This window comes from Moorena sp. SIOASIH (assembly GCF_010671925.1).
In the GTDB taxonomy this organism is placed as follows: Bacteria; Cyanobacteriota; Cyanobacteriia; order Cyanobacteriales; family Coleofasciculaceae; genus Moorena.
Map to the genome: position 1 here is coordinate 873,830 of NZ_JAAHIH010000006.1, position 14,090 is coordinate 887,919.

General features: G+C 44.7%; 7 protein-coding genes. All 7 read left to right on the forward strand.

Features of this window, described 5'->3' with window-relative positions; genetic code table 11:
- The first annotated feature begins 147 nt into the window (after positions 1 to 147).
- The 7 genes from F6J90_RS35990 to F6J90_RS36020 all read left to right on the forward strand — a co-directional run bounded on the left by F6J90_RS35990 (position 148) and on the right by F6J90_RS36020 (position 14,004).
- Positions 148 to 1,509: a hypothetical protein gene (locus F6J90_RS35990; protein WP_293105169.1), complete on the forward strand. Its 1,362-nt coding sequence runs from the start codon at positions 148 to 150 to the stop codon at positions 1,507 to 1,509.
- Positions 1,510 to 1,579: 70 nt separating this feature from the next.
- Entirely contained in the window at positions 1,580 to 5,233 is a 3,654-nt protein-coding gene (locus F6J90_RS35995) for a beta-ketoacyl synthase N-terminal-like domain-containing protein (protein WP_293105172.1), read from the forward strand.
- A 34-nt stretch (positions 5,234 to 5,267) separates the two neighbouring features.
- Entirely contained in the window at positions 5,268 to 6,626 is a 1,359-nt protein-coding gene (locus F6J90_RS36000; protein ID WP_293105175.1) for an FAD-dependent oxidoreductase, read from the forward strand.
- Between the two features lie 344 nt (positions 6,627 to 6,970).
- Positions 6,971 to 7,588, forward strand: a complete 618-nt coding sequence (locus tag F6J90_RS36005) for a fatty acid desaturase (protein ID WP_293105178.1) — start codon at positions 6,971 to 6,973, stop codon at positions 7,586 to 7,588.
- Between the two features lie 228 nt (positions 7,589 to 7,816).
- Positions 7,817 to 9,217 (forward strand): aldehyde dehydrogenase, encoded by a 1,401-nt coding sequence (locus tag F6J90_RS36010; protein ID WP_293105181.1) that lies wholly within the window; start codon positions 7,817 to 7,819, stop codon positions 9,215 to 9,217.
- Between the two features lie 112 nt (positions 9,218 to 9,329).
- Positions 9,330 to 12,518, forward strand: a complete 3,189-nt coding sequence (locus F6J90_RS36015; RefSeq protein WP_293105183.1) for an efflux RND transporter permease subunit — start codon at positions 9,330 to 9,332, stop codon at positions 12,516 to 12,518.
- Positions 12,511 to 14,004 (forward strand): efflux RND transporter periplasmic adaptor subunit, encoded by a 1,494-nt coding sequence (locus F6J90_RS36020; RefSeq protein WP_293105185.1) that lies wholly within the window; start codon positions 12,511 to 12,513, stop codon positions 14,002 to 14,004. The genes F6J90_RS36015 and F6J90_RS36020 overlap by 8 nt, the downstream gene beginning before the upstream one ends.
- The last annotated feature ends 86 nt before the right edge of the window (positions 14,005 to 14,090 follow it).

Consider the following 14,090-nt stretch of genomic DNA (forward strand, 5'->3'; position numbering starts at 1 on the left):
ATTGTTGAGCTAAAACCTCTCTTGCAAAAGCTACGGTAGGAACAATTCGTCTTAATCTTCTAAAATTGGGTTTTAACCATAATTACAAGAAGGCTTATATAGATAGATTAATGGCACAATAAGCCTTCAAACATTGAGGATAATGTCATGATAAATACAGCAAAAGCATCAACTTTAACAAAACAATCTTTAACCAGATCTGAGGAAAAGGTCAAAAAGCACGTCAAACTGATTGAACGCACTTATATTAACAATAATGATTCTGATTACACAAAAAAAATAAAGGAACTCGACAAAAACTTTAACTACAGTAGCAACAGCAATTATTATTGGAGTGACCCTGAACTTTCAACCCTCTATGGTACCTCCCTCTACGAAGAAGCCTCTCCCTCGCAAAGGATAGCTTTAAATCATATCTATTGGGCAGGACAATATATTCAGACTGCTGCAACTGAAGCCAGTACTGTGTTTTATAATCAGCTGACTGCTAGAGTTTTTTCCCAATTTAATGGTTATGAAACACTCTGTAAGGAACTTGAACTTGAAACAGAGCAGGAACGCCACCACATTCATGCCTTTCAAAAAATGAGTTACAAGACGAAAATAGCCCTACAGGGCAAGGCTAGATTGGGTAACCCCCTCTATAAGCAATTTAAACTCCAATTTTCCCCTATTAACTGGATAAATTCCCAGCTTTTGGGGTTGCAGTCCTGTACCTTGGGCTCGATCGCCAAGATTATGCTGCCTTCACGAGCACAGAGCAATTTGTTTTTGAAAGAGTTAGAGAATCAAAACAAGTCTATCCCAATCCAAACTAGTGCTTTGATTGGGCTAATGGCAGGTTCTAAGCCTATGCTAAGATTCCTGACCTTAAATTGGGGAAGTTCTCCCTTCTTAGCTTGCCAGTACTACCTTATCCGCTTCATGGCCAATATGTTGCTCAAGGACTATGAATACCGCTATTCACTGTATTTTAGACAATTAGAGAAAAAAGGCGAGTTTATCCCAGCCCCCACTGCAGTCTCCCGTTATCATCTATTGGACGAATCTTTCCACACTACAATTTCCCAGCAAATAGCTAAAGAACTGTACAAGGACTTCCCGAAACCAACGGCATATGAGAAATTTGTTGCTAATCTAGTAATCTACTTGGCTCAAAGAAACACTTTGAGTGGTCTCTCTGGGGGAATACTTTGCGTATTTCGAGATGATGCCCAGTTGATGCTGTTATTTTACCGATTATTACAGTCCCCTGTATTTGAAATGTCTTCTGTTGAAGCACTCTATTGGATAGAGAAGTGCTTATGCCACGAGCACGAGGGTTTTCATGTGAATCTCAAGTACCATCAACGCCTCCTGTCAGATTTCCGTCATCATTTCCAAGATTTTGATTTTTTCTGGCCTGTTAACCGCGAAATGCGTTTAATGGCAAAAGGAGGCTCGATTGACAAGGCGATTCAAAGTAATATCAATAGTTTTCAGCAATTCTCCAAGTCTGTTTCGTGTTAGAACAGATATATATTAGACTTCGCTGCATTTTAGTTCACGCAAATATAAATATTTAATTTACCAGTTAAAAATGGAACCAATAGCAATTGTAGGTATTGGCTGTAGTTTCCCCAAGGCTAAAAATCCACAAGAATTCTGGAAGCTACTACAAGAAGGTATAGATGCCATTAGCGAAGTGCCGCCACAGCGATGGGATCTTGATGCCATTTATGAACCAAAACCAGCAACACCAGGAAAAATGAACACCCGTTGGGGTGGTTTTCTAGAAGAAGTAGATTTGTTCGAGCCAAGTTTTTTCGGGATTTCCCCCCGCGAAACAGAGCGCATCGATCCCCAGCAAAGACTATTCTTGGAAGTAGCCTGGGAAGCTCTGGAAAACGCTGGAATAGTGCCAGAAGAACTCGCTGGCAGCCTGACGGGAGTGTTTGTCGGCATCAGCAACAGCGACTACCATCATCTTCTCTGCAGGGATTTATCCACCATCAGCCCATACGATAACGTTGGGAACTCTTTATCTATAGTTGCCAACCGTCTATCCTACATACTAGATTTACGAGGACCAAGTATAGCGATAGATACTGCTTGCTCTTCTTCCCTAGTTGCTGTCCACTACGCCTGCCAGAGTCTGCAGTGCAAGGAGTCGAATCTTTCCCTAGTCGGAGGGGTGAACCTGATTCTATCTCCGGAGGGAACCATCGGTTGCTCTCAAGCAGCTATGATGGCCGCTGACGGACGCTGTAAGACTTTTGATGCCTCTGCTGATGGTTACGTGCGCTCTGAAGGATGCGGAGTAATTGTCCTCAAGCGGCTTTCAGATGCCCTTAGGGATGGAGACAATATTCAGGCAGTGATCAGAGGCTCAGGGGTTAACCAAGACGGTTTAACTAATGGACTCACAGCACCCAATGGACCTTCCCAACAAGCGGTCATCCGTCAGGCTTTGGAAAAGGCTGGAGTGAAACCAGCGCAAATTAGCTATGTTGAGGCTCATGGCACTGGAACATCTCTGGGGGACCCCATCGAGGTTAAATCCCTAAAAGCAGTACTGATGCAAGACCGTCAGCCCGATCAGACCTGTTGGATTGGCTCCGTCAAGACCAATATCGGTCATTTGGAAGCGGCAGCCGGGATTGCTGGGTTGATCAAAGTGGTTCTCTCACTACAACATGGGGAGATTCCAGCCCAGCTGCACCTGAAGCAGTTGAATCCATATATCCGAATTAAAAACACCCCATTATCAATTCCAACTGAGTTACAGAAATGGTCAGCAGGTGAAGAACCACGGTTGGCAGGAGTTAGTTCCTTTGGTTTCGGCGGTACCAATGCTCATGTTATCCTGTCCGAAGCACCAAAACAATTCAAAAGTCGTTCGCGTAGCGTCGGCTTTGCCGAATCCCCCCTTAACAAGAGGGGTAAGTCAAAAGTTAAAAGTGAAGACTTCAGTGAGCGTCGGTACCATATCTTAACTCTGTCTGCTAAGTGCGAGAAAGCCCTGCAAGAGTTAACACAACGTTATCAGCAATTTTTGGAGACTAACCCCACGACATCAATTGCAGATATTTGCTTTACGGCCAATACAGGGCGTACGCATTTTAAGCACCGCCTGGCCGTAGTAGCTCAATCAACCCAGAAGTTGTGCCAACAGTTAAAGGCAATTGAGACGGTCGGGAAAACAACTGGACTGGTTATGGGTCAAGTGACCAGGAGGAAGCGCCCGAAAATTGCCTTTTTATTCACAGGCCAAGGTTCACAGATAGTGAATATGGGAAGGGAACTCTACGAAACTCACCCTGTCTTTCGCAAAACCCTTGAGCAATGTGATGCCATTCTCCGTCTGTATCAACAGAAGCCTGTGCTTGATGTCTTGTATCCAGAACCAGGGGAAACCTCACCAATTGATGAAACTGCCCATACTCAACCAGCCCTATTTGCCATCGAATATGCCCTAGCCCAGTTGTGGAAATCTTGGGGCATTGAACCAGATGTGGTCATGGGTCACAGTGTGGGTGAATATGTAGCAGCCTGTGTAGCAGGAGTGTTTAGCCTGGAAGACGGTCTGAAGTTAATTGCCTCTAGAGGGAGTTTAATGCAAGCTCTCCCCCCAGACGGTGAGATGGTGGCAGTGTTAGCTTCTCCCGGCCAAGTGGAAAAGGCGATTCGGCGTAGCCGACGCTTCGCGAACGAACCCTACCCAGAGGAAGTAGCGATCGCAGCCATTAACGGTCCGATGAGCTTGGTGATTTCCGGTCAGCGTCAAGCTATAAACGCCGTCTGTGCCACCCTGGAAGCCCAAGAGGTGAAGACAAAACCCTTGCAGGTTTCCCATGCCTTCCACTCCCCCTTGATGGAAGCAATGCTGGGGTCATTTGAGGCAGTGGCGCAAAAGGTGACTTACTCCCAGCCGCGAATAAAATTAATTTCCAATCTTACCGGACAACCCGCCACGGCTGAAATCGCCACCCCTGACTATTGGTGTAGGCATGTGAGGCAGCCGGTGCAGTTTGCGGCTAGCATGGAGACGCTGCATCAGCAGGGGTATGAGGTGTTTCTGGAGTGCGGACCGAAGCCGATCTTGTTAGGGATGGGTCGTCAATGTCTGCCAGAAGGTGTAGGAGTTTGGTTGCCCAGTCTACGTCCGAGACAACAAGAGTGGCAACAACTGCTACAGAGTTTGGCAGAGTTATACGTGCGGGGAGTATCAGTGGACTGGTCGGGTTTTAATCGAGACTATCCCTGCCAAAAGATAGTATTGCCCACTTATCCCTTTCAGCGAGAGCGCTACTGGTTGTCATCAGCTGAGGTTCAGCTGTCCCAAAAGTCAGCAGCGCCCATCTCTGAACCTGCAGCATCAATAGGGAACCACACTTCTTCCAAACCCAATAGTGCCGACAACGAAACAGTCACTCAAGACACAGTCGCTGCCAAAATCCAGAACATAATCTCAGAGATTGGCAAGATTCCCAAGGAAAAACTCAACCTTGATAATACACTGCGCGAACTGGGTTTTGACTCTTTAATGTTAATGGAAATGAAAAGTCAATTACTGGCGACTTTTCCAATCTCTAAGGATTTGCCTCTGAAAATGTTCTTTGGCGGCGGTTCAGTTGAAGAGTTGATCGATTTCGTATCCGAAAGTGTGAAGGACACTTCAGGTTTTGAAAATAGCCAGCAATCTACCCTTAATCTGTCACCAGCTTTAGCACGATTTCAAGATTGGGCAAAGGAATTCCAGCCTAGCAAGATTGTTCGGATAGAGAAGCATTTGGTTCACAAGCATCAAGAGCAAAACGTGCTCGTGTCCCGAATCGAACAGCTAGAGCAGGATTTGATTATTGGTGAAGTAGTCCAGGATGTTTGCCATCCATTCTTTTACGAACACCCCAAGGATCACGTACCGGGCTTATATATCATCGAAGCTGCCCGTCAATTTGGAACCGTCCTATGCCATCTTTACTTTAACGTTCCTCTAAATATGCCGTTTGTACTCGACGATATGCGGGCTCAGTTTTACAAGTTTGCAGAAACTAATAAACCTTTATTTGTGAGTACAAAAATTAATGACAAAGTCTATACTGACGGTCTACTGGAACATCTCCAAGTCAGTACGTCAGTTATTCAAAACGAAGAAACTATTGCATCAATCGGTGGGATTGGCAGGATTTTTCAGCCCGCAAAATACAACAGCTTGAGAAAAGAAAGTCTTCAAGCACTCATGGCTGGATGAATTGATTGATGAGATATATAATAGGGAAAATACAATGGATCAAAAAACTTATGCAGTAGTTGGTGGTGGAGCTTCAGGAATCGCTGCAGCCTATTATCTTCAACAGCAGGGAATCAAAGTAGAACTGATCGAGCGAGGTGATCGCCTCGGGGGTCGTATAGCAACCTGCAGTTTAGGCCATCGCCAAGTGGCGATGGGTGGCAAGAATATTGGCAAAGGCTATAACCTCTTTCGTGAGTTTACTGAAACAATGGGGGACAACCCTTATGAATTCTTTGGGTTGAACAGCTCTCAGGTAAAAAACGGCAAGATTGTTACAGTCGATGCTAGCCAACGTTGGCGCGGTATATTCAAGCTTATTGAACGCTTTTCCTTCAAGGATATTTTCCGATTCTTGCTGATGTGTGCTGCACTGAAGCGAAATGAAGCCAACGGGTATTTGGGTGGTCCCTACTTTACTTCATTGATACGGAAGTTGAACGACCACCCTGTGAGCAATTATTTCAGCAAAGAATTTTGCCAGAGACTGATCCGCCCTATGTCCGTGCGCATGAACGGAGCAGAACCTGATGAAATCTACGTAGGAAATTTAGGTAGCAATATCCGCATGGTTTTTGATACCTACGAACAACTCTGCAATGGCATAGATCCTGTTTTGGAAGAGTTTTCCCAAACCATATCGGTTCGTCTGGGTACAACCGTCAAATCACTTCTGTATTCCAACGGTCGCGTGGTTGGACTAGAGATGGCTAACCAAGACGGGATTGAGCACAAGCACTATGATGGCGTGATTCTGGCAACTCCTGCTCCAGTCACAGCCAAGTTGGTTGAGCCCAATAACCCATTGCTAGCAGATATTCTCAATGGTGTTAACTACTATCCGGTGATGGTAATCGTGGCGGAGTACAATCGTAACATTTTTTCCGAGGAAGTTCGGGCTTTGGTTTTTGGAGCTGAAGAACCGATCAGTAATGCAGGTTCTTATGGCATAAACGATCGTCACATTGTCCGATATACCTTCAGCGGTCGATCTGCTCGACCTTATATTGAATCAAATGCCGATGCAGAGGAATTACTGCGCATAGCCGAAGAAGCCCTAAACCGTTATATTCCTGTTGATGCTAGCGAACGAATTCAATTTGTATCCCAGCGAATGCTCACAGGACTGTGTGCCTATACCCATGACTATCAAGACTTCTTTGGGAGTATCCAGTCCCAATTAGAAACTCTTCGAGGACTGGATATAACCGGAGATTACATCAAAGGAGCTTCTATTGAAGCATGTTTTCAAGCAGCTAAAGCATCTGTAGAACGGGTTTTGCGATCCCCTGGTGCTATTGTGCAACAGGAGAAAATAGCTCAAGGGTCAAGTACTCTATACAACGCAGTGTAAGTCTTGAATGGATAGCAGTGAAAACTCCTCTTTTGCTGCTATGCCCTAGAGTTTCCTTTATTGATCCCAAATCCGCTTTAATGAGACTATATTCGAAACAATCAAAGTCCTTGCCTAGAGAGAATTTGAATATTTGTTTAATTACTCTAATATAACCGGATTTGGGATGAGAGATAGTCTATTACCATAATCGCGTCTAAGCTTAATTGCCTAAGACAAAAGGAGAATTAACGATCAGTAATACAACGACATAATTACAAATAAACTCTGACAATAAAATTCCATTTGGGATCGATCGGTTGGGACTTAATCATCAAATTAACATAGTCCATTTATTACTAGTAATGACTGTTTTTGCAGTTCATTTTTCAGCTTTATTCATCTGTCAAAATCCAATTTATGCTGGAATTGTTGCTCTCGCTCTTTTACTTCCTCAATACAAGGTTTCGACGATTGTCCATAACCAGGCTCATGTGGCAATGTTTCGAGGAAATATACCCAACCTGATTCTGAATATATTTTTGTATTTAGAATCAGGAATGATGGTTTCTCAGTTTCACCTTCAGCACAATTGTGGATACCATTGTTTCTACAAAGATCCTGAAAAAGACCCATCGACTTTGGTAAAAGCGGATGGAGCTACCATGGGAAGATTAGAATACGTCATTCACGACATATTTGTTTACACCTTTGATACAATCAAAATTGGCAAATCCTATCCGCACCTCTTACTTCAATATTACCAAAAATCAGTTCTGAACATTATCTTGGTAGCCACATTATTACTATTTAACCCTATCAATGGACTGATTTTATTATTAACTTCTATTTTGATAATTCGGCGTATTTTTATTGCCTTTGCCTATGATTACCATGTCAATATTCACTCCGAAAGTGATGATTATGCAGCCTCTAATTCAAATACAAATCCTATTCTAAATTTATTTATTTTCAATGGATAATATCATCTAAAACACCATATAAAACCAGCTATAAATTGGTCGAGTTTACCAAAATTATACGAATAAATTGCACACAAAATTACAGTAGAAGATCCTTACGCTTTGGTGAATCGAGTATTTAAGTAAAAAAATATGACCAGAGGATGGTAATGTCAAGCACCTAGGCATAATTGAAGCTCTAAGTAACTACTCATTGCTCAGTAAGTTAATCGCTCATTTAACATAAAAATGAACCAAATACAAGTTCTAGTTTATTGTCCGCAAAACTTTAGCAATATAACAAGTCAGCAAAAGCATTTTTTTGCTACCGATAGAACCAAAGAATTTTCCTTTCGTATAGAACAACTTAAAAATCTAAAGGAAGCTATCAATAAACATCAAGAAGTTATTCTCAATGCTTTAAAAACTGACTTAAATAAGCCAGAGTTTGAGGGATATTTGGAAATAGCTATTGTTAAACAAGAGATAAATCACGCCCTTAAACATATTAAATCATGGCTCAAGCCTAAAAAGGTCAGAACCCCTATCGAGCAATTTCCTGCATCTGCCTATATTTATCCCGAACCCCTAGGAAGTGTTTTAATTATTGGGCCTTGGAATTACCCTTTTTGTTTGACAATTTTACCTTTGGTAGGAGCAATATCTGCCGGAAACTGTGCTGTTCTCAAACCTTCAGAAATTGCAGCCAAAACTTCCTCTGTTATTGCCGATATAATCAATAACACTTTCTCTCCCGATTATATTGCAGTGGTTGAAGGAGGCGTGAAAACCTGTCAACAGCTTTTAGGGAAAAAATTCGATCATATTTTCTTCACGGGAGGGACTAAAGTAGGACAAATAATCATGGAATTAGCCGCCAAAACCCTTACTACAGTCACCTTAGAATTGGGTGGAAAAAGTCCCTGTATTGTTGATGAAAATGTCAATATCAAAGAGGCAGCAAAACGGATTACATGGGGAAAGTTTATTAATGCTGGTCAAACTTGTGTTGCTCCGGATTACTTATTAGTAAATCGTCGGATAAAAAACGAATTATTAACTAATATCAAAAAATACATTCAACAATTCTATGGCGATAATCCTGCTACTAGTCCTGATTATGCCAGAATTATTAACGACCGCCAATTTGAGAGACTGACAGCATTGCTCAAAGATGGAAACATAATTATAGGAGGACAAACCTTAGCATCCGAGCGCTACATTGCCCCTACTGTCATAGAAAATGTCTCTTATGATGCAGCTTTGATGCAAGAAGAAATCTTTGGTCCTATTCTGACTGTGTTGGAGTATTCTGATTTAGAAGAAGCGATCGCCCTGATTAACAGCCGTCCTAAACCCCTTGCTCTTTATTTTTTCTCTCAAGACAAAGCTAAACAGCAACTAGTATTAAAATCGACTTCATCTGGTGGTGTTTGTATCAATGACACCATGATGCAGGCTAGCATTACTGAATTACCCTTTGGTGGTATTGGTGACAGTGGTATGGGCAATTATCATGGAAAAGCTAGTTTTGATACTTTTTCCCATTATAAAAGTGTCTTGAAAAAAACTTTCCTCTTTGACTTCAACTGGCGATACGCGCCTTACAAAAATAAGGTCAAACAGCTAAAGCGATTATTTAGGGGCTAAGGGGATTATTATCGCAAGACTCAACTATTTTAGTTTCCATACATACATCGAATTGATTTCTTCGGCAATAGTTGGCTGATTCCTACCTACTTGTACCCATGACACATAAACAATGTCAAGCCTATTATACCGCAATATAAGACTGCTAATTCTGACTATATTCCTCATTCTAGTCTTGGGATTTTCCTCCTTAGGTATCCTGCCCCGCATGGAAGATCCCCAGCTCAGTCAGTGGTTAGGCAAAATCACCACCAGTTTTCCTGGAGCCAGTGCCGAACGGGTAGAATCTCTAGTGACGGACAAATTAGAACAAGAATTATTTAAGATTGAAGAGATTAAAACTATCACATCCACCTCACGCTTTGGCAGCTCTACAGTAGTTATCAAACTCAAAGATACTGTTGAGGATTTTGACAAAGTTTGGTCTCGCGTGCGCGATCGCATCGCCGATGTTACCCCACAACTCCCTCCAGGAGCTCTAACACCAAAATACGAAGAGATTAATCAAAGGGCATATACACTGATTGTTGCACTCACCTGGGATTTAGAAACACCAGCTAACTATGCTATTTTGAGCAGAATAGCAGAAGAACTCAAAGATGAACTACGCACCAAAGGAGGTACAGAAGAAATCGAGTTTTTTGGTGCTCCATCGGAAGAGATTGTTGTCGAAATCAACCAGGCTGACCTAGCGGCTTTAGGTATTACCCCCCAAGAACTTTCCGAGCAAATCCGCATCAGCGATGCTAAGGTCTCCTCAGGAACACTCCGTAGCACCAACAATAACCTGTTAATTGAAGTAGAAACAGAGCTAGATTCTCTAGAGCGCATCCGACAAATTCCTATTGGTCTGGGCAACAACTCAGGACAGTTAGCTCGCCTGGGAGATATTGCCAATGTCAAAAAAGGTATACAAGAGCCCCCTGGGGAGCTAGCCATCATCAATGGCAAACCAGGAATCGCCTTAGCCGTTCGCATAGAACCTAGTATACGCATTGATCGTTGGATGAAAAGGACTCGCCAAACCCTAGAAGAGTTCCGCCAGAGTAGCCCCAGTGGCATTGACTTACAACTGCTGCTAGACCAAAACCGTTATGTAGACAGCCGATTGAATGGCTTGTTCCAAAACCTGATCCTCGGTTCCTTGTGTGTTGTTACCAGTACGGCCTTCCTCATGGGATGGAAAGCTGCCATAGTAGTCGGTTCAGCAATTCCCCTCTCAGTCCTGATGGTGTTTGGAGGGATGAGAGTACTGGGAATTCCCCTGCATCAGATATCAATCACCGGACTAGTAATTGCTCTAGGGATGTTGATCGATAACGCCATTGTCGTTGTCGATGAAATGGAAAACCTACTCAGACAGGGTCTCCCACCCCAAAAGGCAATAGCCAAAACTGTCAAGTACTTAGCCATACCCCTATTGGCATCCACCCTGACCACAGTGTTGACCTTTCTCCCGATTGCTCTTCTTCCTGGGGATACAGGGGAATTTGTAGGGACAATTTCTTTTAGTGTGATCCTTGCTCTGCTCAGTTCCCTATTGTTATCTTTAACAGTCATCCCCGCTCTCAATGGCAGGATGCAGGTTCTAAATTATGAACGAGGAACGAAAAACGATCAATTAACCTTCCAGGGCTGGTGGAATACAGGCTTTTCTATACCCAGGTTAACTAAAGTTTATCGTCATACCCTGGCTTCTATCTTGGCACGCCCTGTAGTGGGAGTGGTGCTAGCTCTGATTTTACCAGTCACAGGCTTTATGATGGCTGGAACTCTCCAAGAGCAGTTCTTCCCTCCGGCAGATCGAGATCAATTCCACATCGAGTTGGAACTTTCCTCATCCGCATCCTTAGAACAAAACCAATCTGTTGTTGAAGGAGCAACTGAGGTGATTTTGAACCACCCCGAAGTGGTTAACGTTCATTGGTTTTTAGGAACATATGCCCCTAAATTCTACTACAATCTAAGCACCAGGGGGAACAAGGGTGGAATGCCCAATTATGCTGCTGCCATGGTTCAACTGACCTCAGCCACCAAGAGCCGCCAGTTGATTCAAAACCTACAAAAAGAACTAGACCTTGTTATCCCAGAAGCCCGAGTCTTAGTCAAACAACTGGAACAGGGACCACCATTTGCCCCCATTGAATTACGTATCATAGGCCCTAACCTAAATATCTTAAAACAATTAGGAAACCAGGTCCGGGAAGAACTGGTTGGTGTAGCCAACATCACCCACACCCGCACCAGTTTAGGGGAAGCCCTACCCAAACTCGCCCTATCCTTAGACGAAGAACAAGCCCGACTCACCGGATTGAACAACACCCAGATTGCCCAGCAACTCAATGGTAACCTGGAAGGAACACTCGGTGGCTCTATCCTAGAGGGTACCGAAGAACTCCCAGTGCGCGTTCGCCTAGGCAAACGCGTACGCGGCAACCTCGACCAAATTGCCACCCTCGACCTGCTGCCAACCACCATCCCATCGAATCAAAATCCCCCGACCGTTCCCCTCTCTGCCCTTGGTCAAATCGAACTGGTTCCCGAACTAGCCACCATTACCCGACGCAATGGCCAACGGGTCAACACAGTCCAAGGCTTCATCACGGCAGGAGTCCTACCGTCAACGGTGTTAGCAGACTTCAAACAGCGCCTAGAAACCAGTGACTTCCAACTGCCCCCAGGCTATTCTCTGCAGTGGGGAGGAGAATCCGCCGAACGCAATGAAGCCGTAGGCAACCTGTTGTCCACCGTCGGTGTGCTGCTAGTCTTAATGGTTGCCACCCTAGTCCTGTCTTTTGGGTCTTTCCGGTCTGCCGGGATCATTGCTCTAGTGGGTATTGGTTCCATTGGTCTGGCACTTGCTTCCTTGTGGATGTTTGACTATCCCTTGGGTTTCATGGCTATCCTCGGCACCGTTGGTCTAGTGGGTGTGGCGATTAACGACTCTATCGTCGTCCTAGCTGCCCTCCGGTCTGACTCAATGGCTCGTCAAGGAAACCGAAAAGCCATGGTAGAGGTAATTGTTCTTTCCACTCGCCACGTCCTCACCACCACCATCACTACAGTAGCTGGTTTCGTACCCCTGTTGCTTGATGGTGGTCAGTTTTGGCCCCCTCTTGCTATCTGTATTGCTGGTGGCGTAGGCGGTGCTACTCTCCTAGCTCTGTTGTTCGTGCCTTGTGCTTACTTGCTGCTTTTCCGTCGTCGTCCGAGAGTGAGGGACAGGCAATATCGAACTCTGACCATAGAACATTTCAATGCCAATAGCACGCCTACTGTCGGGGGTCATTACTATGAATAATAACTCAGCTGGCCATCAAACTAGTCTGACTCGAGAACAGACAGACAGATTGGATAAATCTCCTCCTGCTGTTGAGCAAGAGCAAATCTTCCCTTCGTTAACTGTCAACGAAAGGGAAAAAACCCTTTCACTCAATAAATTTGGCTTATTGCAGAGTGGGACTATCTTATTACTGTCTGGGTTCTGTATTTTTCTGCTCAGTCCCCCTGGATCTAACTGGCGCTTAAATTTATCCAAGCTTAATGCTAGCCAAGCCAATCAGGAATCAAAGCCTCAAGCTTCCTTTTCCGGCAATATCCTCCCGGTTGAGACAATCAGCATCAAGTCGGTAGATTCATACCAACTGTTGCGCTCCTACACTGGTTCCCTAGTCACCCGCCGCAGTAGCGAACTGGGCTTTGAGCGTTCTGGTAAATTAGTCCGCCTCACAGTGGATGAAGGAGACTGGGTTAAAGCTAGTACGCCCCTGGCTTACCTAGATACCAGGAATCTGAAAGCCCAACAGCGGGAATTACTGGCGAATCTTGCCCAACAGCGAGCCCAGCTCAAGGAACTCTTTGCTGGACCGCGTTCCGAAACGATTGCGGCAGCACGAGCTTCAGTGAGGGATTTGAGTTCCCAACTCGAACTCGCTCGCAAGAAACGCTCCCGACGGGAAGCTTTGTATAGCGAAGGGGCAATTTCTCGTGAGCAACTCGATGAGGCAGCTAGTCAAACCAGTGTCCAACAAGCTCGCCTTGAGGAAGCCAAAAGCCAGGTAGATGAGCTACTAGCTGGAACACGCCCCGAACGCATTGAAGCCCAACAAGCATCCATCCAACAACTGAATGCCAGACTAGCCAGTCTCGAAATTGAACTGGAAAACAGTATCCTGAAAGCCCCTTTTTCTGGCACCATCTCTGCCCGCCTTTTTGACGAAGGAACTGTAGTCTCCCCTGGTCAGCCCATCCTTCGCTTAGTGGAGGATGGTGCAATTCAAGCCCGGATTGGTGTGCCCGTAACCGCCGCTGACCAACTCCAACTCAACAGCGAGCAATCGTTGCAAATCGGACAGAAGACTTATCCAGCCAGAGTTTCCTCAATTCTGCCCGAACTAGACTCTAGCACCCGTACCTTAACCGTTGTCCTCACCCTGGATCCCTTGGCCGTCAGGGAAGTGTCCCCTGGACAGGTAGCGAGGTGGAAATTAGCTGAAACTATTCCTACTGCTGGTTACTGGCTACCCACCACCGCTCTAGTGCAAGGAGTACGTGGTTTGTGGTCTTGCTACGTCTTGGGGAAATCGGCTGAATCGGATCTTTCCGGTGCAGAGAACCTCTTCAGTGTCGAACGGCGGGATGTGGAAATTTTGCAGACACAGAGTAACCGCATTCTGGTTCGTGGTACCCTCCGACCAGGGGATCAAGTCATCGTCGGCGGAACCCATCGCCTTGTGCCTGGACAACAGGTGCGCTCAAAAACCGTTGCTGGGGTCAAAGTGCGATAGTAGTGTCTTGGGCTAAGTAGAACAAGTATTATTGTTTAAGTTTAACCTTCTTGGTAATGTAATTAGTAGTTAAGATAAACTCTTTA